Raw genomic sequence first — 20533 nt, 5'->3', positions numbered from 1 at the left:
TGGAGGATTTTTCCTAACAATTGCATCTCTCACAAACAGGAAGTATTATTTTTACATCAGACTAGTAAATATTGGGAAAATAAATCTAACAAATTAACCAAATTTGGGAAATTACTTGATTTTTGAAAGAATTTTTCCGATGATCCTTTATTTGCATCAGGAGAAGAAGCTTGAGGTTACTTCGGGTTAGCGATCAGCCGCCCTCCAGGAACGCTGTCAGTGTAGCCCATCGTAGATATCGCCAACGCATGAGATTTTTAGTGTAGTATTTATTGATACTATTAATTTTTGACAATGAAAAGCAAACTATCACAGAAAAATTTTTAGTTCAGGATTATCAAAACAGTAATTTAAATGTAACAACGGACACAGAAATGTCAACATATTTATCTCAAGTCTGGCAACTGCTGAGAAATTATGTGAGGGATATAAGTTTAGAAGAGATGCCAAAGACCACATCTGTGGAAACCGAAGCAGTTTTACCTCTAGGAAAAAGCATTAAAGCAGACAAAAGCGTTAAATTTGCTCAAGATAATTTGCAGTCAGATTTATGCTTTCAAAGACTGCAAGAAAGCTTAAAAAAATGGACAATATCAAAGAGTAGTTTGACTTCTAAGATAGGTGATCAGACATCGGGCCCGCTACCATCAGAGTTATGTTTGAGAGTAGGCGATCGCCAGATGCATGAAGAGATTTATGATTTACTGGGCAATGGAGCGCTGAAACCAGAAATAGTCAACGAACTCATGGAATTACTGGTGACAGGTAAAAAAATTCGCCTAGAACTACTTTTCTGGCGGCTAGAAGATTTTTATCGTCGCTGGTGTCAGGGAGAATTTATCGATGGGACACTAGATGATAACCTGCCTCAGAAAACAAGATTAAAGTTGGCGGCACAAAATATTGCGATCGGGCTAAGACAGGTAGATATATATACAGGGCTGAACGTACTGATTTTACTGTTAGAGTTACATCGCTACGCCCAAGAGCGAGATGAACTCAAACAAAAAATCACCTTCTATCCATCTGCTCAACCAGACACAGACAATTTTTTCACATCCCAACTGCTGCGGATCATCAACTATAGCGATGCCCTGGAAATTGGTAATTTTAGCAGTATAGTTGGGCAATTCCTCAAAGGCGGCAACTTTCGCAGTGCTTACCTGGGCGATGCCAACCTCACTGGGGCAGACTTTAGGGGTGCTGACCTCAGCCATGCTTACCTGGGCGATGCCAACTTAACTGGGGTAAACTTCAGCGGTGCCAACCTTAGCGGTGCTAACCTCGGTGATGCCAATCTCAGCAGTGCCAACCTCACTGGTGCTAACCTCAGTGGTACCGACCTCAGCAGCACCAACCTCAGCGGTGCTAACCTTAGCTCAGCCAACCTTAGCCGAGCCGACCTCACCCGCGCCAACCTCAGACGAGCCAACCTAAGACACGCAAACCTCAACCGCGCCAACCTAAGACACACAAACCTCAGCAGCACCAACCTTAGCCATGCTGACCTCAGCAACGCCATCCTTTTCGGTGCGAATCTAAGTGAAGCCAACCTTAGCAGCACCAACCTTAACCATGCCGACCTCTGTCGCGCCGACCTCAGTGGTGCTGATTTGAGTCACGCCATCCTCAACGGCACTAACCTCAGTGACACAATTCTTTTCAGTACCAACCTCAGCGACGCCATCCTTGTTGCCGCAGACCTTAGCTACGCTAAACTTAACGGTGCCAAGCTTAACAACGCCAGACTCAACGGTGCAATGTTCTTAGGCGCAGACCTCAGCGGTGTAGACCTGAGTCGGGTAACTCTCAACGACGCCGACCTCAGTGGGGTGATTCTCAGCGACGCTGACCTCAGTGGTGCCGACCTCACCGACGCTATCCTTTTCGGCACAGACTTCAGCTATGCCAACCTTAACAGTGCTAACCTCAGTGGCAGTAACCTCAGTGGTGCTATCCTCAACGGCGCGGATCTCAGCCACAGTAACCTCAGTTATGCCATTCTCGGCGGTGCTGACCTCAGCGACGCCAATATGGAAAAAATGACCTGGGGTAAAAAGCAGCAGTGGGAAGATGTGCGGGGATTAGAGACAGCAGTTAATGTGCCGGAGGCGTTGAAAGAAGAACTGGGATTGAATTGAGATGAGAGGAAAGGTAAAACCCAAGCTTTGAACACCACCTTCCGAGTTCTGAACACCACCTTTCGAGTTCCCAACACCAACTTTCGAGTTCTGAACACCACATTACGACTTCGGAACACCAAAATAAGAGTTATTAACTACAACTACCGAGTTCCGAACACCAACTTCCGAGTTCCGAACACCATCTATGGATATCTCAGCTTGAATGATCAACTCAGAAATAGCAAATGTCTAATTATTAACACGATGCGATCGCCTTTTCTCTTCCTCTATATCCTTTGCGCCTCCGCAGTAGCCTGCGGCAAACCGCTGCGCGTGCGTTCAAAGTAGCTTTCGCCAGTAGGTTGCAGACTCTTCATAGCCCAATGCCTTGTAGAAGTTCCCTGCCCGACGTGTAGCCAATGCCACAAGCTTGGCATCTCGATCAGTAGCCCAACTTTCAAAGCTTTGCATCAGTGATCTGCCAATCCCCATTTTTCGGTAGTCCGCGTCAACCATAATTTCCTCTACCCAAGCCACCCGCCCGTTTGCATAGAACGTGTAATGGTCAAAGCCAAGAATATAACCCACAATATCTTCGTCTACCTCAGCTACAGCGAGGTAACCTGACGGCGAAGACAAGAGTTCTGAAAATGCGACACGAAAAGCCTTCGGGTCAACGACAAACGATGTCGCCAAGGTTTTGGCTAGAACCAGTAACGCTTCAGCATCTCTTGCTTGTGCCACACGGATAATCGTCATTCGATTTTGGATTTTGGATTTTGGATTTTGGATTGACCCCATGCATTAATGCACTTGCTCTGGATGATGAAATTTTTTCATTTCTCCACGACTCTTGTCGCTTGTGGAACCTTTTTTTAGATTCTAGATTTTAATTTAATCCAAATTCTATTATCTAAAATCTAAAATTGTCTCGGTCATTTTCAAGCCCTAGTACCGCAAGGCGGAAGTCAAAAGTCAAAAGTCAAAAGTCAAAAGTATTATGGAATAAGCTCTAAAGAGCTTTTCAATGGTCTGCTTATTTACGCCGTGTTCTACTAGCTTTTTGTTTAATAATTCAGTTAAGTTGTGTGCCAGCCTCAAATGATGGTTCACAACGTACAGGGAAATTCATTGAATTGGCAATAAAACACAGGTGATGCGCTTTTTCATGTAACTGTTTGGCGATCGCTGGATCTTTACAGTCTTTCACTGTTACAACTGGCTTAAGAATCACTTCAGCGAATTTTCCGCCTCTATCGTCAGTCTCAATCATTTTGCCAACTGGGTGATCAACATAGCTAGTGACAACAAGCTGCACCTCAGCACACAAATGTAAATACCAAAGCATATGACAAGTAGACAGCGATGCAACTAGCAATTCTTCTGGATTGTATTTAGTTCTGTCTCCACGAAAAGCAGAATCAGAGGAACCGAAAATTAGGGGTTTACCTACAACTGAAATCTCATGCGATCGCTCATAAGCTTTATAACCAACAGTTCCCTGTCCAGTATTTCCAGTCCACGTTACTTCAACTTGGTAAAGGTGTGTTTTGTGTTCTGTGGCCAAGATTTTTCTCCTTTGGTGGGTGACAGTTTCCATCGTACATACAGCAACTACAAATCAAACTTTCAAGTTCCGAACATCAACTTCCGAGTTCTGAACACCATCTTTCAAGTTCCGAACACCACCTTCCGAGTTCCCAACACCAACTTCCGAGTTCCCAACACCAACTTCCGAGTTCCCAACACCACCTTCCGAGTTCCCAACACCATCTTCCGAGTTCCCAACACCACCTTCGGAGTTCCCAACACCATCTTCCGAGTTTCAATCTCAAAAGACGAGCATATTAGCTTGAATGATCAACTCAGAAACAGCAAACGTCTAATTACTAACTCGATGCGATCGCCTCTTCTCTTCCTCCGTGTCCTCTGCGCCTCTGCGGTTCGTCATTCTTCCTACACCCATCAACCCCAAATTTTACACTAAACTCTAAATAACCAGTAATTAGACGAGTCCCAGCGAATGAACAAGCGTTTATCGCAAACCTGGCAGAAGTTTCGGCAATCCTTTTCAGTAGGAGAGAGTCTGAACACCACAGTTGAGACTGGTAAAGCAGTTTTAGAAGCCGCAAAAACCTTTCAAGAACAAAGTGACAAGGTAGAACTCTTGAAACCTCTGTTACAAAATTCATCTTCACTGCTAGATGTGTTGTGTTCACCCTTAGCGCAGGTAGTGGGTGCGGGTTTGCCATTCGTGCCACTTGGAATAGCCTTGCTGAAGTTTTCCCGCGACATAACTAAGCAAGATCCTTCTCTAGAAGACTATGTATTTATAGTTACTCAAGCTGCTTATTTGGAAAGTGTCAAAGAAATTTTATCCTTATACCCATCTATTAACTGGGATGCTGACCCCAATATTAATAAAGCACTAACCAAACAACTAGAAAAACTCAATGATATTGAATTAGATTATCAAAGTGCCAGCAATGCTGTAGCCTGTTTCCACGAATCAGAATTAGCGAAAGCATTTAATCAAGTATTCTTGGCGCGGTTAGCAGCAACAAACATCCCCAATGCTGATGCTCATATTTTGACGCAACGAGTAGCTTGGAATACTCACCGCTATATCATTAAAGCCTGGATAGAGTCAGGCGATGCCATCAAAAATATAATTCAACCTTCCTTTGGAGAGTGGCAGAAAGAACAGCAAAAGTTCTCTAGCATTGATGAATACCTAAAAACTCATATTGCTAGCAAGCCTTTAGACTTAGTTTTTGACGAAAGTTTCTCATTTAAAGATATTTACGTACCTTTAAAAGCCAAACCTGTAGATAACAATGGGAAGATAGATAAAAAACCAGACTCCTTAGATTTAGAAACATGGGCTAAGGAAATTCTCCTCAATCCAAATAATCTAGAACAAGTGATGTTTGTTCAAGGAGGCCCAGGAAGGGGTAAAAGTGTCTTCTGTCGCATGTTTTCTGATTGGGTGCGGCAGCATTTGCATCCCATTTGGACACCAATTTTGATTCGATTACGGGATCTTGACTCTTTTGAATCACGTTTAGAAAATACTTTAGAAGCAGAACTGAAAATTAGCTTTATTCAAAACGATAAAAACTGGTTGACGAATAAAAACACCCGTTTCTTGTTTATCCTTGATGGGTTTGATGAATTGCATATTGAGGCTAGAACCGACGTCAATCTAGAAGCATTTATCAAACAAGTCTCTGGATTTCAGGATGAATGCAAAAATTACCGTGAAATGGGACATCGGGTGTTAATTACTGGTAGGTCGATGTCTTTACAAGGTATCCCTTACTTGCCCCGCAATTTAGAGCGGATGGAAATTGTCGAAATGGAGGGACAACTCCAACAAAAATGGTTAGATAAGTGGGAAGAATTACCAGCTAATAAAGGAAAAACCGCAGCCTTTGGGCAGTTTTTACAAAGTGATAAATGTCCATCTGAGGTGAAAAAATTAGCCCAAGAGCCGCTCTTACTTTATTTGTTAGCGGCAATGTATCGAGATGGGAAATTGGCAATTTATAAATTAGAGCAAGCAAGCCATAGCACAGCCAAAATTGTAATTTACCAGGAGGCTTTAAACTGGGTACTGACAAAACAGCGTTCTCAAACAGATGGGACTAATTTAAATATTGAGTTAACCCAACAAAAACCCGAAGATTTAAAACGTATTCTCACAGAAGCGGCTGTTTGTGTTGTGCAGTCGGGAGGAGAATTTGCTTCAATGTCAATGTTAGAGGCACGTTTACAAGATGATGAAACAGCAAAAATCTTTATTGAAAAAGCTAAAGAAAAATTAGGTAACGAAGCTCTCAAAACAGCTTTAGCTGCTTTTTACATTCGTCCTGCTGATAAACAAGAGGGTGGAGTTGAGTTTTTTCATAAGAGTTTTGGCGAATTTCTCTTTGCTGAACGCCTGAAAGCACGCCTGAAAGCTTGGACACAATACTACGAAGCAGAAGACGGAAGACAACTAGTTACTGCCGAAGCCCAAATGAATTGGGAAATTTATGATTTGCTGGGTTTTGGTAAACTCACACCAGAAATTGTGGAATACTTGATGGGGTTGCTGACTGAAAATCAAGATTTCCCTTGGGAGCAGTTATTTAAACGAGGAATGTGCCAGAAGCCTTAAAGCAACAGTTAGGGCTGAGTTGAGAAGAGGTGGGAGCAAAGGAGCAGGGGAGAATCACTATATAACTGTAATTGAACGTGAATTCGACGGCTCATATAGTGTCCGCCTAATTAACTCAATGAAAGAAAAAACCTCTCCCTGGTTTTACTACGCAAAACCGTCCCTCTCCGAGTCGGAGAGGGACAGACTTGAACTAAAGTTCAAGACAGGGAGAGGTTCGTCGAACTCACGGTGAACATCATCTTCCGAGTTCCGAACACCAACTTCTGAGTTCTGAACACCAACTTCCGAGTTCCGAACACCAACTTCCTACTTCCAATCTCAAAAGATGGGCATCTGGGCTTGAGTAATGAGCAATACTACCTCAAAGCCAGTTGTGAGTGTGTTAACTGTACATCAGAGGGCTTATTCCCGCTTGCGAGAGTGTGAGTAGTTCACGTAAAATATAATGCCATTGTTGCAGCAGTTCTCATGACCTCATCTGCGTCGTTTGACACATCAGAGTCTTTACAGGCGGATATCGCTGAATTGATCGCTCGTTTACCGACATTAAAAAATCGGCAACTTATTCAGCAAGCACTTGCTACTATTGTTCGTCTAGCTGATACCGAAATTGAGCGTCTCGATTGGAAAATATTGTCCGCCGCTTTAACAGATATGGAGCGTGGTTTCCAGCTTTTTTATAATTATCGACACGTTCGCAAAATCACCGTCTTCGGTTCTGCTCGTCTAGCGCAAGATACGCCAGAGTACCAAATGGCCCTTAAGTTTGCTCGTGCTGTTTCTCAATTAGGATTTATGGTGATGACAGGCGGTGGCGGTGGGATTATGCAGGCGGGTCACGAAGGTGCTGGGCGAGAAAATTCTTTTGGGTTAAACATTCAGTTACCTTTTGAACAGCTAGCGAACCCGTTTATAGAAGGCGATCCTAAGCTAATTAACTTCAAATATTTCTTTACCCGCAAGCTGTTTCTCCTCAAAGAAAGTGATGCTATAGCCTTGTTTCCTGGAGGCTTTGGCACTCAAGATGAAGCTTTTGAATGCATGACATTAACCCAAAATGGTAAATTTGGCCCAGTACCTCTAGTTTTAATTGATCGCCCTGGTGGCGATTACTGGTGGTCTTGGAGCGAATATATTGATAAGCAACTAGTACAAAATGGTCTTGTCAGTCCTGAAGACCCCAGCCTTTACACGGTGACAGACGACTTAGATGTGGCTTGTGATGTGATTACTCGTTTTTACCAGGTTTATCACTCCTGTCGATATGTTGGCAATAAATTAGTCATCCGCCTCAAGACAGATATATCAGACACTCAGGTAGAGCAACTCAATGCTAATTTTAGCCAGATTATTGTTCAAGGACGGATTGAAAAAAGTCAAGCATTACCTCAAGAAGCACAAGATGAAACTGTTGGACTACCCCGGCTCATTTTGTACTTCAATCAACGCGACTTGGGGCGCTTGTATCAGATGATTGCCACAATTAACCAGATGGGTACTCCTTCACCAGAGGATGCAGCACATCCAGAAAGAAAGTAGGTATTAATAAAGGGAAGGGTAAAGGAAATAATTTTTTTGAATCCCTTCCCTTTTTATTGTTTCAAGATTATAGAATTGCGACGCCCAATAGCCCGTCGTAGACATCGCCAGTTCCTGAATCAGGCTAACGGCGTAGTACAGCGCGGCGGAAATAAACAACCCATTTCAAATCAACGAAACGTTTACGCTGTATTTCTTTTGACTTTTGACTTTTGACTTTTGACTTCCGCCTTGCGGTAGTAGTCTCTCCACATATCAAAAATGTCTGTATAGAGCATTTCTCAGCTATTTACACTACGACTGAGCCGGGAAATGGGGAATAGGGAGGAGAAAGTGGTGTAGTTCAATTACTCATGCGGCTATCTTCATCAGCAATGGGCATTTTGGCATTGTCAAAGCAGCCAGGAAAACAATATGATTCACCCCACTTAACAGATGAGAAAAACACCAGTTATTATGACTCAAGACTGATTCTGGTAAAAAAGCTTGTATATTAGCACAGGAAACAATATATCAAATCCTAATAGAGGAATAAAAGATGCTGGAATTATTGGGTTCAGGTTTGGTGTCGCTCTGGCTGGAAATGGCCGGGGTACAAATCAAGCCTCTAGATGCCTTAGATGCATTGACTTGGCAAAGTAGCCCTGGCTTGGTTCTTGCCCCTGATCCCAATCCATCTGGGGCTACGACGGTGCAGGAATATCTGAAAAAGCTCATAACATCAAAAGTGGTGGCGCCAAATCTGGCTGAGAGTCAGGGAATTTGGATGCAGTCGGGGCCGATGCTGATGGCAAATCACCAAGGTACAACACCTCTGCCGGCTGCCTCTTTAACCAAAATTGCCACTTCACTAGTTGCTTTGAAAACTTGGGGGCCAGATTACCAATTTGATACTTTGGTGAGTGTGACTGGCCCAGTGGTAAATGGGGTTGTGCAGGGCGATTTGGTGATTACAGGCCGTGGCGATCCGATGTTTGTTTGGGAAGAAGCGATCGCACTTGGTAATACTCTCAATAAAATGGGCATCAAGCAGGTAAAGGGAAATTTGATCATTACTGGCAATTTTGCCATGAATTTCCAACGTCAGCCGATGCTAGCAGGTCTCATGCTCAAGCAAATACTAAATCGTGCGACTTGGGGCCGCCCCGCTATTTTCAGGTACTCAATTATGCCCAAGGGAACGCCCAAGCCTCAAGTTGTGATTGCAGGTGGGGTGAAAGTTGAGGCGCAACCAAACCCTCAACAAACTTTGTTAATGCGTCATCGCTCATTGCCCTTGAAGCAACTGCTTAAGGAGATGAACGTTTATAGTAACAACGATATGGCACAGATGCTGGCAGACTCACTGGGAGGAGCAACTGTAGTCCAATCCACTGCTGCTAGCCTTGCTAGGGTGCCACAAGTGGAAATTCAGTTAATCAATGGTTCAGGACTGGGCCCGCAAAATCGCATTTCCCCCAGGGCTGTCTGTGCCATGCTGATGGCTATTCAAGTTGAGGCATCTGCCCATCAGCTGAATCTGGCTGACTTGTTCCCCATGTCTGGGTTTGATCACCGAGGTACACTACACACCAGACACATTCCCCTTGCTACTGTGATCAAAACTGGCACTCTCCGCGATGTTAGCGCTTTAGCAGGAGTGATGCCCACACGCGATCGCGGTTTGGTTTGGTTTGCGATTATCAACCGGGGGACAAATGTCGGGGGTTTCCGGACTGGACAAGACCAACTCTTGCAAAGTGTTGTAAAACAATTACAACTACCTTTGGCCGTTCCTGCTGCCCTCACTCCCCACTCAGTTATCAACTCTTTACCCCAGCTAGGTGCAACCAGTCGAAATGAAATATTATCCAAAAGTTAGTTTATCGTCCAGAGTCATCATCTGACAAAGTTTTGAACCAAAAGTGAGCATGGCTATCCCCTGTCCGTTTTTCATCAGTGTGACTACCTTGAAAAGTCTAATCTTATTAGGAATCCAAAAGTTTTATTCATGGGTAAAAACCGAACTTGTAAAGTGTAAATGTCCATAATAGCTTTTGGGTTAAATTTTCCATTAAGTTGATTAAAGGTAGTTCGCAAAATGCCTTAACCCCAGTATTGGGAAAAGCAGGCGAAACCTGAAGTAAAAATAACTGTAAATAGATTTGTCACGACTAAGCAACAATTAGGCTTAATAAATTAGGTTGTGATTATGCGAATTCCCAAATTATTCCGGTCTTTACGTCAACTCAGTTCTCATGTGTTAGCGATCGCGCTAGGAGTTGTGCTAACTGTTAGCACCCTGCAAGTGTTGCCCTCCCAAGCCGAACCAGCACCCCCTATGACTGCTGGAGATACTTCAAAAGTGATTGCCCAACGGCAATCACCAACCACTGCTGCGATCAGTAGCACTAGCTTTGTCACAGCAGCAGTGAATCGTGTGGGCACAGCAGTTGTTCGGATTGATACTGAGCGCACAATTACTCGTCGCGTTGATCCATCTTTTGAAGACCCCTTTTTCCGTCGGTTTTTTGGTGACGGTTTCTCCCAACAGATGCCTTCTGAGCAGCAGTTGCGCGGTTTAGGCTCAGGTTTCATTCTTGACAAGAGCGGGTTAGTTATGACTAATGCTCATGTGGTCGATAAGGCTGATAAAGTAACAGTCCGGCTCAAAGATGGCCGCACCTTTGAAGGGAAAGTTCAAGGCATTGATGAAGTCACAGATTTAGCAGTAGTCAAGATAAATGCTGGTAACGATTTACCAGTGGCACCCTTGGGTTCTTCTAATAATGTACAGGTAGGAGACTGGGCGATCGCAGTTGGTAATCCTTTGGGATTTGATAACACCGTTACCTTGGGAATTGTCAGTACCCTGAAACGTTCCAGTGCCCAAGTCGGCATTAGTGATAAACGGTTGGACTTTATTCAGACAGACGCCGCGATTAACCCTGGTAACTCTGGAGGGCCACTATTGAATGGCCAAGGTGAAGTGATTGGCATTAACACAGCCATTCGTCCTGACGCGATGGGTATTGGGTTTGCGATTCCCATCGATAAAGCCAAAGCGATCGCAGCCCAACTGCAACGTGATGGCAAAGTTGCTCATCCCTATCTAGGTGTGCAAATGCTAACTTTAACACCCGATCTTGCCAAGGAAAATAACACCGATCCCAACTCTCCTATTCAGATACCAGAAGTTAATGGTGTTTTTGTAATGCGAGTTGTCCCCAATTCTCCAGCCGCATCTGCGGGTATCCGGCGCGGCGATGTAATTCTTCAAGTTGATGGTAAAGCTATTACCAGTGCTGAACAATTGCAGAACTTTGTGGAAGACAGTCGGCTTGGTCAAATATTACAGGTGAAAGTGCAACGAGGTAATCAGACACAGCAGCTTTCAGTCCGCACAGCTGAGTTGCAAAATGCTTCGTAGGGGGGCATACCTGTTATTGGTGTTAACTTACAGCAGTTTTCATATATTTGAACCACATCTGTCGTAGGGGCACAGCATTGCTGTGCCCGTAGAGCGTGGTCTATTTACCTGAAAATAGCTGTAAGCGTGGAATCTAAGAACATCAAACCAGATGTACCTAGATTACATATTATGCTGACTTTTTGTTTAAGTTGACATCAATATACAGATGTACACCCCTACTTTTACCTGATTCCAACGAGAAACGCCATAAAAATGATTGCTCGTCATATAGTAGCAATCATTTCCTTAGGCTTGTTGTAACTCATCAATACCTTGGAAAAGGTGCGTTAGCTGTCTTCATAACGCACTATCCATTAGCAGTTGCAGATTAATAAATCTCCACTCGTTATTCTTCTGGCTCTAAATCGACTTCTTCCTCTTCCTCTCCTTCACTAGCTTTAGCTACAGAGTTAGCAGAAACAACAGCGCCTTTATCTAGCTTTTCACGCACCAGTTGCTTAATTTGTTCAGCAAATTCAGGCTTTTCTTCTAGATACTTAATGGCATTGTCTCGTCCTTGGGAGATATTATCGCCGTTGTAACTATACCAAGCTCCTTTGCGGACAAGCACGCCAGTTTCTTCTGCCAAGTCTACAATACAACCCAAGGTAGAAATACCTTTGCCAAAAATAATGTCAAATTCCGCTATTCTGAAGGGCGGAGCTACTTTATTTTTAGCAACTTTAACTTTGACGCGGTTACCAAATTCATCTGTACCTTTTTTCAAGGTTTGAATCCGGCGAATATCCAAGCGCACCGAAGCGTAAAACTTCAATGCATTACCTCCAGTCGTGGTTTCTGGGCTACCGTAGGTAACACCGATTTTTTGCCGCAACTGGTTAATGAAAATTACTGTACAACCAGATTTACCAATATTACCCGTAATCTTACGTAGGGCTTGGCTCATCAACCGCGCTTGCAGACCAACGTGAATATCACCCATATCCCCTTCAATTTCAGCGCGGGGAACCAGTGCTGCTACTGAGTCAATGACTACAATATCAACCGCAGCAGAGCGAACAAGCTGATCGACAATTTCCAAAGCTGATTCGCCAGTGTCAGGTTGGGAAATCAGTAAATTGTCAATATCTACACCCAATGCCGCAGCGTATGTAGGGTCAAGGGCGTGTTCAGCATCAACAAAGGCAGCAATACCGCCATTTCTTTGCACTTCGGCGAGTGCATGTAGCGCCACTGTAGTCTTCCCGGAACTTTCGGGGCCATAAATTTCAATTACCCGCCCCTTGGGTAAACCACCACCCAATGCTAAATCTAGGGTGAGCGCTCCGCTGGAAATCGTCTCCACCCGCATCCGGGTGGCATCGCCCAGCCGCATGATTGCTCCTTTACCAAAGCTGCGCTCAATCTGGTTGAGCACCATAGTCAGCGCTTTTTGCTTGCCAGAAGTATCGGTGTTGATAGCCATTCCTGCCTCTAATGCCTCTAAATATATGGTTTTAAGGAGTGTTGCTCTGGGAGTTTGAGTAGAACAGATATACTATTTTAACCAGAAAATTCTGGAATAGGACTTCTCAAATCAAAAAAAGGGTGTGACAAGATCGTAACTCGATCGCTACCAGATTAGGGTAGTCTTGCACAATGATACCAACTTGCATTCACCAACTTGCATTCAGAGATAGCTTTTTTTAGCTAGGTAAGCAAGGGATTTTCAATAAAAAATTATCTAAACAACAGACCTTATGCACTGTACATAATGAGACTGCTTTGTTTTGGAGAGAGAAAACCTCTATTGCAGTGCAATGCGTTCGTCGAATCCCGATCACCCACAACAAAAACCTAAGTAGTCTCCGGCATCAATAAGTTTAGTAAAGTTACTGTCATGCTTGAATCCGGCTTGTTGGCATGGAGATATTGTACTGATATAATAGTGATATAAATTACATAAATTATCTTCAGCAAACGTGAATAAGTCACACTCTATTAAGCTACTTGAAAGTGAGGGATGGACAAAAGCAGATGCTATGCGTGCTTTGGAAGTAATTGACTTTAGTGCCAATCCTGATGAGATTACCATTCGCAGGGCTATTTCGCCTTTTGCTGGTTCTGAACTAATTAAGCGTCAGCGTCTTCAAGCTGCCCAGAAAGGTCTGGTAACGAAGAAAACTAGAGAGATTGAGTTGAAGGAGCAGGAATATGCTGCCAAAATTGACCAAGTTAAAAAGTATCCAAAACAGGAAAGAGAAAAATATGAAGCTGAAATTAAAAGCTTGTTTCAGAGAAATAATATTTTAGCAGTTGAACTAAAGACAATATATTCTCAAAACAAAAATTTAACCGAGGTTAATGAACAACTCAAAAAAGACAATAAATCTCTAAAAAATTTAGTGGATCAAATTAGACTTAAATTAGCTATTAATACTAAAACAATTCTCCAATATGAAGACAGTGAAATTCGGAAAGCAGTAATTACTTTTTTTAAATGGACTTTAGGATAAAGTACTGACTATATGAATAATCAAAAAAGTAAAAAAAGGAATTTTAGAGGAATGAGTTATCGGGTTGTTCAACTTGCTAACTCCAAGAATAGAACTAAGCTTCATAAAAAAGATCAAACTTGGCTAAAAGAAGAATTTTATAAGAATATTGGCTGGGAGAATGTTATTAACCTTTATCAGAAAATAGAGGAGTTTATAGATAATTACCAGCTTGAAGAATTAACACTTGAGGAATTATTTATCGAGGCTGATCGTATTGGTAATAAATATCTCACTCATCAAGAAATAAAAGAGTATAACCAGAGCTTATCTAGAGAAGTTAATGAGGTAGCAGAAGAAATAGATAAGCAGTTTCCTGATACTGAAATGGAATTTATTGATTTCAGTCAAAATAATAATATTAAATCTCAAAATAGACAAAATATCAAGACATATAGAACTGTCAAGTTTCAGTAAAAAATATGGTTAATCTTGAAGGTAAAGAACTTAAAGAATTATTTGAGCTTGCGGACAAAATTGGTAACAAGCGATATCACAGATTAACTTATCAAGATTTTGAAAATTATAGAGAATTCGATTACTGGCGCTATATTAATGGTGATTATGAGTGTGGTACAACTCAAGAGAGTAAAGATTGGGTGAGAGAAAATTCAGACTGGTATTGTCCAATTTGTGCATCTCACTACTCTGACAAAGGTGGTAAGACAATAGATCACAAGCTACCTCGGTCACAGTATCCTTGGTTATCAATGGAATTCAAGAATTTATGGGTTATTTGCCAGGTTTGTAACAAAGAAAAGGGTGAAATGCATTGGTACAAGTATGAACACTATATATTTGTTCACTATCCGGATCTTTATCTTGCTGTGAAGATGGCACGTCCTAGCCAGTTACTCCAGTCTCAAAAGGATTAATCACCTATTGCTTTAAAACGCACTGGAAAATCTAACATTCAATAATGAACACTGTATTATCTTGAACCAGAATTCAGATGAGAAAATTTATCTGCTAAAATATAGTCAAAATGTCTAAAATAGTCAAAATTGCTATGCAGACCTATACTCTTACAGATGCTCGTAACAAACACGGTGAGGTTTTTGATAAGGCTGCTACTGAGCCAGTTCTACTAACTAAGCAATCACGGCCTAGTCATGTGATTATTTCAGCCGAAAGCTACCAAAAATTAATTAATCGGCTGGAAGAATTAGAGGATATGGTTTTCGGTCAAGCAGCTGAAGTTGCTCTGAATCAGTCCAAAATGATTGGTACAGAAACTTTTACATCTGCATTAGAGCATTTAGCTAATGGCGAAGCTTGATGGTCTAGCAACTGTTCTTGATTTTCTGAACGGTTTGCAGCCTAAAATAGCAGCACAGATTGCAAAAAAGGTTTTGGCTTTGAATGTTGAGCCTTTACCCGCTGATAGTGAGCAGCTATCTGGTTATCAGGGTTTATATCGAGTTGATAGTGGTGAATATCGAATTGTTTACAGGTATTTTCTTGATCAAGATTTACTAGAAGTGATTTTAGTTGGTAAGCGCAATGATGATGTCTACAAAAGATTAAAGCGTTTACTAGCATAAACTTCTGTTTTCATTAAAATGCTAAAATCGCTCCAGCACAAATGCTTTCAGGCATCTTTGATGACTTTCGACCTTCCCGACTCTCTGATTCTCGATACAGCGCTTTCAGTATCTGGATTAACTGACTATATCCGCTTGCTGTTAGAGCAAGATGAACAATTACGACAAGTTTGGGTAACTGGCGAAGTTTCCAGTGCTAACCATCATCGCAGTGGTTTATTTTTCACGCTGCAAGATACCGATCGCACCGCCGGAATTAAGTGTGTGGTATGGAATAGCCAATTGCCAAAACTCGCCCAGATACCAGTTCCCGGTGAGCAGATAATCATTTTGGGCAGTATTCGCCTGTATCCGCAACGGGGAGAGTATCAGTTATCAGTTTGGCAGACTCTACCTGCTGGTGTTGGTTTACAGGCGTTACGCTTTCAACAACTAAAAAATCGCTTGCTGGCTGAGGGGTTGTTCGACGCGCAAAGAAAGCGATCGCTCCCAATCCACCCCCAAACGATCGCTGTCGTCACTTCACCCACTGCTGCTGCTTGGGGCGATATTCAAAAAACCCTCAAGCAAAGGTATCCAGGTTTACAGGTTTTATTTTCCCCAGCTACAGTACAGGGTGAGCAAGCGCCGGAATCTATCGTCAAAGCAATTGAGCGGGTGGAAAATGATGGTCGTGCCGAAGTGCTAATTTTATCGCGGGGTGGTGGCGCGGTTGAGGAATTGGCTTGTTTTAATGATGAACGAGTGGTGCGATCGCTTGCTAGTTGTTCTATACCCGTAATTACTGGTATCGGTCATCAACGCGATGAATCTTTAGCAGATTTAGTCGCAGATGTCTGTGTGCATACACCCACTGCGGCGGCGGAAAGAGTTGTACCAGCACTTTCAGAGTTGTATACTGAGCATCGGCAGCGAGTTGTCGCTTTACATGAGGCGGTGCATGACTTTAGAGAAAATGCTGAGAATAAATTGCAAGTATTGCGAAACCGTTTGCGACGTTTGCGGTTAGATCGACAAGTAGAGCAAGAGGCGCGTAAGCTAGCTTGGAAACGTCAGCAATTGGTGCAAATTGTGACGGGGCGATCGCAGCAAGCAACGCAGCATCTAGAGTTGTTGCGGCAAAAGTTGGTCAGTCTTGACCCGAAAGCGGTGTTACAGCGTGGTTATGCGGTGGTGAGGCGGGAAGATGGGGCGATCGCGCGTTCTGCGGCAAACTTAGCTGTGGGAGAAGATTTGTTGATTCAGTTGGGGCAAGGTGGGGTTAAAGTGAAAGTTATGGAATTAACGAAGCGCAGAGGCGCAGAGGACACAGAGAGTTGAATGGTTAAACGTAAGGGTGCTTCTAGTTCTGAGGAAGGTTGGAATTATGAGGCGAAGGTTATTGAAATAGAGGGAATCATCGCTCGGATTGAATCAGGTGAGTTGGAATTGGAAGCGGTGTTTGAGCAATTTGCAAGTGCTGTGGAGTATTTGCGTCAGTGCGAAAGTTTTTTGCAGCAGCGACAGCAGCAGGTGGATTTGTTGATTGAAACTTTGAGCGATGAGTAGAAGTTAGAGCCTGCTGGTGTCATATCATGTCCGGCAAATTGCTTGTGATATTTAATTGCGAGTGCAACGTACTCCTGCAAATAAGCAAGTTATGCCTTGGTCTGGTAGAGAAGTGGAACGAACGCGAGTGCGTCTGGTAGAATTGCAATTCGCTTGCGGTTTGGAGGTTGCAACTCTACCAGACTAAAGCGCGAACATTTCGTACCCTCCGGGTTCTCCAAAGGAGTATGCAATGAATTTAAGAGGGGCTATCTATTTTCAAACCCCTAGCCCCTAGTTGGTCGATCAACACCTGTGTTTGCATTGTCCTTTAAGAGCACTTCTCGAATAATGGCGGAGCGCTCAAGAGCATTGTGCGCCTCCTCTTTCAATCTTTTTGCTGCCGATGATAGGTTACGAGCCTCCATCCTTAAAGCCATGCGATGTGATAAAGCAGCTTTCTCTTCCAATGCCCTAAAAGCGATCCATAGTGCATCATCCAAGGCATCAGACTGCGTGGCTAGCAAACTTTTTGCTGAATAAGCATGACCCGTGCGGCATCGGAAGCCCAAGAAATTTCCCTCTTCGAGTTCCCAGAGGACACCGCCGCAGTCAGGACAGCCAAAGGTTGATGGTTTACCGGGTCGGTCGCCTTGGTTTTCTACTGCTTCCAAATTCAATTGTGCTATTTGAGTTTCAAACTCCATCTTGTTAGATACCGGGTTTTCTGGTTCTACTTCCATTGGCCTGTTAACTAAAGCTACCAAAATAGAAGGAATATCTGAAAGTGGCAGGATATGGTCAATATTGTCTAGGTTCTCGATCGCATTACGTGGCATCTCTGAATACATAGCATCGTCGGGATTTTGGACAATTGCCACACCGCCGCGTATTTTTACAGCCATTAGTCCCGCCGTGCCATCGTCAAGCATTCCTGTTAATAGCACAGCAATCACTCGCTGCCCATAAGTTCGCGCTGCACTGCGAAATAATGGATCAATAGCGGGACGACAACGGTTTTCTGTTGCTCCCCGCGTCAAACGCAAATATCCCGGTTCTACCAGTAAGTGGTGGTCAGGCAAAGCGACATAAATCCGACCATGAACAATAGCTTCCCCGTCCTGAGCGTGAGACACTGGCAAGTTGCCAGCGCGACTTAATATATCTGGCAGAACACTTTTGCCATGACTTGATACATGAAGAACTATAAGCACAGCAGCATTCAGATCGGGCGGCAATTGCTTGACTAGATAAGTCAGCGCCTCAACCCCACCTGCTGATGTTCCAACGACGATAATATTGTATCCAAGCATTAATAATGTAATGATTCCACCAATATAGTAGCGTGGCAACAAAAGCAGATTCATTACCAGTATTAAGACTAACACAGCCAAAAAAATTTGCTCACCTAGTTTTGAGAGGATTTATTCTTCTTTAAGGAATAAAACTTTAGACGAATAGCATTAAGTACAGCATTTCATTAATTCCTAGCGAATTAATAAAAGGCAATACCTTACAATGCCAATGCGTTGGCTGCATTGTTAATGCGTCTCCTTACAATGCCAATGCGTTGGCTGCATTATTAATGCGTGCCCTTACAATGCCAATGCATCCCAATACAATGTTAATGCGTGCCCTTACAATGCCAATGCATCCCAATACAATGTTAATGCGTTCCCTTACAATGCCAATGCATCCCAATGCAATGTTAATGCGTTCCCCTGCATTAAAAACGCTATGCTTTTACGCAAAACTGTACTATAGCGCTTTTCGTACCCTGCGGGTTCGCTCTTAGCGTTCTCGCAGAGTAGCCGCTACGGGTCTATGTATGCAATACACTTTGACCAGAAACAAAAAGGTACAAGCCCCTAAATTTATTTATGGAAAAATAAAAAATGTATTTCGAGACGTGCAACGCAAGAAATACGGCGCGGAGGCGGAGACACTCCGCCTCCGCTCCTTGTTACAAGCCCCTAAATTTATTTATGGGGTTGTTACTTTTGACTTTTAACTTTTGACTTTTGACTTCCCCGTTCGCGCAGCGTCCCGTAGGGAAGGGGCTGACCTCTCTTTTTTTAGGCTGCGGTGTACACACAAGTCCTAAAAACCTAGCTTGATGAGGCTTGACTCGTTCCCAGGTGGAGCCTGAGAAGGATTTTAAAATCACGCAAAATTATTTTCATCCCGCCATTATGCAACACCTATTTTCTTTAAATGAGATAAGTGCAAAAAGGACATAAACTTTTTGATGGTAAAGCTGAGAAAAGAGGTAGCTATGGTTAAATTTCTTTTTGTAACAGACTTGGATGATACCCTCGTGTATCGCACCGTGGGCGATGACAGCGCCTTACCAGAATTAAATCAACTGCTGAAGAGACATCGCCAAGAATACGGTACGAAAATCGTTTATGCTACTGGGCGATCGCCTGTGCTTTACAAAGAACTCCAAGCTCAAAAAAATCTTTTGCAACCGGATGCCCTCGTTCTTTCTGTGGGTACTGAGATTTACTTTGATGGTACTGATACACCAGACTCAGGTTGGTCAGAAATCCTCTCTCCGGGATGGGAACGGGAAACAGTATTATCTATTACTAGAAAATATCCTGAGTTAGTTATCCAACCAGATTCAGAACAGCGTCCCTTCAAAGTGAGTTTTTTCTTACAACAAGAGGCATCTGCAAGTGTGATACCACAACTTGAGGCAGAGTTGCAGAAAAATAAATTAAATGTAAAGTTAATCTACAGTAGCGGAATAGACCTTGACATTGTACCCCATAGCAGCGATAAAGGTCAGGCAATGCAGTTTTTACGCCAAAAGTGGAAATTTGCAGCAGAACAAACAGTTGTCTGTGGTGATTCAGGTAATGATATTGCTTTATTTGCTGTAGGCAACGAACGGGGAATCATTGTGGGGAATGCCCGAAAAGAGTTACTCCAATGGCACAATGAGTATCCCGCTGACTACCGCTACCTGGCTTCATGTTTCTGTGCAGGTGGAATTATCGAAGGATTAAAATATTTTGGTCTCTTGTAATGATTAGTTATCTAAAAGGTATAGTTGCTGGTATCCAAACAATTGGCGCTAATCGCGTAATCCTGACTCTGGAAGTGAATGGCTTGGGGTATGATTTGCAAGTTCCTCAACGGCTAGCAAACCAGTTACCTGAGTCGGGAGGGGTGACGCAAATTTTTACCCATTTCCAAATTCGTGAAGAAGTGCCCTTCCTATATGGCTTTGCTTCGCCATCCGAACGCGATTTATTTCGCCACTTGCTGACTGTCACCGGTATTGGTGCAGCCTTAGCGATCGCACTCTTGGACACTCTAGAACTACCAGATTTAGTCCAAGCAATTATCGCTGGCAATACACAAATCTTAATTCAGGCCCCAGGTGTCGGTAAGAAAATCGCCGAACGCATCTGTTTGGAACTGAAAAGCAAATTAGTCGAATGGCGCAAGTCAGCCGGGTTCTTCGTCGCCACAGGTGGGCCAGCACCCGGAATTCTTGAAGAGGTGCAAATGACCCTCTTCGCCTTGGGATATACTGCCCATGAGGTCAGTCACGCCCTGCATGTGGTGAGTGAAGATATCGGCTTACCCAAAGACGCCTATGTCGAAGATTGGATTAAACAAGCCATCGCTCATCTCAGTAGCGAACAAGTTTAATAGTCATTTGTCCTTTGTCTTTT

Annotated in this window: 21 protein-coding genes; 17 read left to right on the top strand and 4 right to left on the bottom strand. The window is 43.2% G+C overall.

Annotated elements, in window-relative coordinates; all coding sequences use genetic code 11:
* Window positions 1-374 precede the first annotated feature (374 nt).
* Window positions 375-2141: a pentapeptide repeat-containing protein gene (locus tag Q0541_RS00705; RefSeq protein ID WP_298904213.1), complete on the top strand. Its 1767-nt coding sequence runs from the start codon at window positions 375-377 to the stop codon at window positions 2139-2141.
* A gap of 27 nt (window positions 2142-2168) precedes the next feature.
* Window positions 2169-2471 carry a hypothetical protein gene (locus Q0541_RS00700; protein ID WP_298904211.1) on the top strand — a complete coding sequence of 101 codons (303 nt, stop codon included), beginning with the start codon at window positions 2169-2171 and terminating at the stop codon, window positions 2469-2471.
* On the opposite strand, the gene Q0541_RS00695 is transcribed toward Q0541_RS00700, so the two are convergent.
* Both Q0541_RS00695 and Q0541_RS00690 read right to left on the bottom strand, forming a co-directional pair.
* Window positions 2463-2882 carry a GNAT family N-acetyltransferase gene (locus tag Q0541_RS00695; protein WP_298904209.1) on the bottom strand — a complete coding sequence of 140 codons (420 nt, stop codon included), beginning with the start codon at window positions 2880-2882 and terminating at the stop codon, window positions 2463-2465. The two genes, Q0541_RS00700 and Q0541_RS00695, sit on opposite strands and share 9 nt — an antisense overlap.
* A gap of 316 nt (window positions 2883-3198) precedes the next feature.
* The gene (locus Q0541_RS00690) at window positions 3199-3690 is read right to left on the bottom strand and encodes an OsmC family protein (RefSeq protein WP_298904207.1); all 492 of its coding nucleotides are present in this window, start codon (window positions 3688-3690) and stop codon (window positions 3199-3201) included.
* On the opposite strand from Q0541_RS00690, the gene Q0541_RS00685 reads away from it, so the two are divergent.
* The 5 genes from Q0541_RS00685 (at window position 3676) to Q0541_RS00665 (ending at window position 11236) form a co-directional block, all read left to right on the top strand.
* Entirely contained in the window at window positions 3676-4110 is a 435-nt protein-coding gene (locus tag Q0541_RS00685) for a hypothetical protein (RefSeq protein ID WP_298904205.1), read from the top strand. The genes Q0541_RS00690 and Q0541_RS00685 overlap by 15 nt on opposite strands.
* Window positions 4111-4146: 36 nt before the next feature.
* Window positions 4147-6285 carry an NACHT domain-containing protein gene (locus Q0541_RS00680; protein WP_298904203.1) on the top strand — a complete coding sequence of 713 codons (2139 nt, stop codon included), beginning with the start codon at window positions 4147-4149 and terminating at the stop codon, window positions 6283-6285.
* 471 nt (window positions 6286-6756) lie between these two features.
* A complete protein-coding gene (locus Q0541_RS00675) occupies window positions 6757-7827 on the top strand; it encodes an LOG family protein (RefSeq protein ID WP_298904201.1) in 1071 nt (356 codons plus the stop codon).
* A 538-nt stretch (window positions 7828-8365) separates the two neighbouring features.
* Window positions 8366-9688: a D-alanyl-D-alanine carboxypeptidase gene (locus tag Q0541_RS00670; RefSeq protein WP_298904198.1), complete on the top strand. Its 1323-nt coding sequence runs from the start codon at window positions 8366-8368 to the stop codon at window positions 9686-9688.
* Between the two features lie 330 nt (window positions 9689-10018).
* Window positions 10019-11236, top strand: a complete 1218-nt coding sequence (locus tag Q0541_RS00665) for an HhoA/HhoB/HtrA family serine endopeptidase (protein WP_298904196.1) — start codon at window positions 10019-10021, stop codon at window positions 11234-11236.
* A 388-nt stretch (window positions 11237-11624) separates the two neighbouring features.
* On the opposite strand, the gene recA is transcribed toward Q0541_RS00665, so the two are convergent.
* Window positions 11625-12704 (bottom strand): recombinase RecA, encoded by a 1080-nt coding sequence (recA, locus tag Q0541_RS00660; protein WP_298904194.1) that lies wholly within the window; start codon window positions 12702-12704, stop codon window positions 11625-11627.
* Window positions 12705-13200: 496 nt separating this feature from the next.
* Here recA and Q0541_RS00655 point away from each other — a divergent pair, with 496 nt between their 5' ends.
* The 8 genes from Q0541_RS00655 to Q0541_RS00620 all read left to right on the top strand — a co-directional run bounded on the left by Q0541_RS00655 (window position 13201) and on the right by Q0541_RS00620 (window position 17052).
* Window positions 13201-13734, top strand: coding sequence for a hypothetical protein (locus Q0541_RS00655; RefSeq protein WP_298904192.1), 534 nt, complete (start codon window positions 13201-13203; stop codon window positions 13732-13734).
* Window positions 13735-13746: 12 nt separating this feature from the next.
* The gene (locus Q0541_RS00650; protein WP_298904190.1) at window positions 13747-14190 is read left to right on the top strand and encodes a hypothetical protein; all 444 of its coding nucleotides are present in this window, start codon (window positions 13747-13749) and stop codon (window positions 14188-14190) included.
* 5 nt (window positions 14191-14195) lie between these two features.
* Window positions 14196-14648, top strand: a complete 453-nt coding sequence (locus Q0541_RS00645) for an HNH endonuclease signature motif containing protein (RefSeq protein ID WP_298904188.1) — start codon at window positions 14196-14198, stop codon at window positions 14646-14648.
* Between the two features lie 110 nt (window positions 14649-14758).
* Entirely contained in the window at window positions 14759-15052 is a 294-nt protein-coding gene (locus Q0541_RS00640) for a type II toxin-antitoxin system Phd/YefM family antitoxin (protein WP_298904186.1), read from the top strand.
* Window positions 15039-15317, top strand: coding sequence for a type II toxin-antitoxin system RelE/ParE family toxin (locus Q0541_RS00635; protein ID WP_298904184.1), 279 nt, complete (start codon window positions 15039-15041; stop codon window positions 15315-15317). The genes Q0541_RS00640 and Q0541_RS00635 overlap by 14 nt, the downstream gene beginning before the upstream one ends.
* Before the next feature lie 60 nt (window positions 15318-15377).
* The gene (xseA, locus tag Q0541_RS00630) at window positions 15378-16637 is read left to right on the top strand and encodes an exodeoxyribonuclease VII large subunit (protein ID WP_298904182.1); all 1260 of its coding nucleotides are present in this window, start codon (window positions 15378-15380) and stop codon (window positions 16635-16637) included.
* Entirely contained in the window at window positions 16638-16865 is a 228-nt protein-coding gene (xseB, locus tag Q0541_RS00625; RefSeq protein WP_298904180.1) for an exodeoxyribonuclease VII small subunit, read from the top strand.
* Window positions 16866-16926: 61 nt separating this feature from the next.
* Window positions 16927-17052 (top strand): hypothetical protein, encoded by a 126-nt coding sequence (locus tag Q0541_RS00620; protein ID WP_298904177.1) that lies wholly within the window; start codon window positions 16927-16929, stop codon window positions 17050-17052.
* Window positions 17053-17131: 79 nt separating this feature from the next.
* Here the strand turns inward: Q0541_RS00620 and Q0541_RS00615 are convergent, their stop codons facing one another.
* Window positions 17132-18157, bottom strand: a complete 1026-nt coding sequence (locus Q0541_RS00615; RefSeq protein WP_298904277.1) for a chemotaxis protein CheB — start codon at window positions 18155-18157, stop codon at window positions 17132-17134.
* 962 nt (window positions 18158-19119) lie between these two features.
* Between Q0541_RS00615 and Q0541_RS00610 the strand changes: the two genes are divergently transcribed.
* Both Q0541_RS00610 and ruvA read left to right on the top strand, forming a co-directional pair.
* The gene (locus tag Q0541_RS00610; RefSeq protein ID WP_298904175.1) at window positions 19120-19878 is read left to right on the top strand and encodes a sucrose-phosphate phosphatase; all 759 of its coding nucleotides are present in this window, start codon (window positions 19120-19122) and stop codon (window positions 19876-19878) included.
* Window positions 19878-20510, top strand: a complete 633-nt coding sequence (gene ruvA / locus Q0541_RS00605; protein WP_100899594.1) for a Holliday junction branch migration protein RuvA — start codon at window positions 19878-19880, stop codon at window positions 20508-20510. Before Q0541_RS00610 ends, ruvA begins: the two co-directional genes overlap by 1 nt.
* The last annotated feature ends 23 nt before the right edge of the window (window positions 20511-20533 follow it).

This window comes from uncultured Nostoc sp. (genome assembly GCF_937863485.1).
Lineage (GTDB): Bacteria > Cyanobacteriota > Cyanobacteriia > Cyanobacteriales > Nostocaceae > Nostoc.
Note: the sequence above shows the minus strand (reverse complement) of the source record. Positions and strands in the feature narration are given on the sequence as shown.

What these genes read in the sequence shown, in the direction of transcription:
- Q0541_RS00705 (WP_298904213.1), top strand. Translation starts at nt 375, where the DNA reads ATGTCAACATATTTATCTCAAGTCTGGCAACTGCTGAGAAATTATGTG.
- Q0541_RS00695 (WP_298904209.1), bottom strand. Translation starts at nt 2,882, where the DNA reads ATGACGATTATCCGTGTGGCACAAGCAAGAGATGCTGAAGCGTTACTG.
- Q0541_RS00680 (WP_298904203.1), top strand. Translation starts at nt 4,147, where the DNA reads ATGAACAAGCGTTTATCGCAAACCTGGCAGAAGTTTCGGCAATCCTTT.
- Q0541_RS00675 (WP_298904201.1), top strand. Translation starts at nt 6,757, where the DNA reads ATGACCTCATCTGCGTCGTTTGACACATCAGAGTCTTTACAGGCGGAT.
- Q0541_RS00670 (WP_298904198.1), top strand. Translation starts at nt 8,366, where the DNA reads ATGCTGGAATTATTGGGTTCAGGTTTGGTGTCGCTCTGGCTGGAAATG.
- Q0541_RS00665 (WP_298904196.1), top strand. Translation starts at nt 10,019, where the DNA reads ATGCGAATTCCCAAATTATTCCGGTCTTTACGTCAACTCAGTTCTCAT.
- recA (WP_298904194.1), bottom strand. Translation starts at nt 12,704, where the DNA reads ATGGCTATCAACACCGATACTTCTGGCAAGCAAAAAGCGCTGACTATG.
- Q0541_RS00650 (WP_298904190.1), top strand. Translation starts at nt 13,747, where the DNA reads ATGAATAATCAAAAAAGTAAAAAAAGGAATTTTAGAGGAATGAGTTAT.
- Q0541_RS00645 (WP_298904188.1), top strand. Translation starts at nt 14,196, where the DNA reads ATGGTTAATCTTGAAGGTAAAGAACTTAAAGAATTATTTGAGCTTGCG.
- Q0541_RS00640 (WP_298904186.1), top strand. Translation starts at nt 14,759, where the DNA reads ATGTCTAAAATAGTCAAAATTGCTATGCAGACCTATACTCTTACAGAT.
- Q0541_RS00635 (WP_298904184.1), top strand. Translation starts at nt 15,039, where the DNA reads ATGGCGAAGCTTGATGGTCTAGCAACTGTTCTTGATTTTCTGAACGGT.
- xseA (WP_298904182.1), top strand. Translation starts at nt 15,378, where the DNA reads ATGACTTTCGACCTTCCCGACTCTCTGATTCTCGATACAGCGCTTTCA.
- xseB (WP_298904180.1), top strand. Translation starts at nt 16,638, where the DNA reads ATGGTTAAACGTAAGGGTGCTTCTAGTTCTGAGGAAGGTTGGAATTAT.
- Q0541_RS00615 (WP_298904277.1), bottom strand. Translation starts at nt 18,157, where the DNA reads ATGCTTGGATACAATATTATCGTCGTTGGAACATCAGCAGGTGGGGTT.
- Q0541_RS00610 (WP_298904175.1), top strand. Translation starts at nt 19,120, where the DNA reads ATGGTTAAATTTCTTTTTGTAACAGACTTGGATGATACCCTCGTGTAT.
- ruvA (WP_100899594.1), top strand. Translation starts at nt 19,878, where the DNA reads ATGATTAGTTATCTAAAAGGTATAGTTGCTGGTATCCAAACAATTGGC.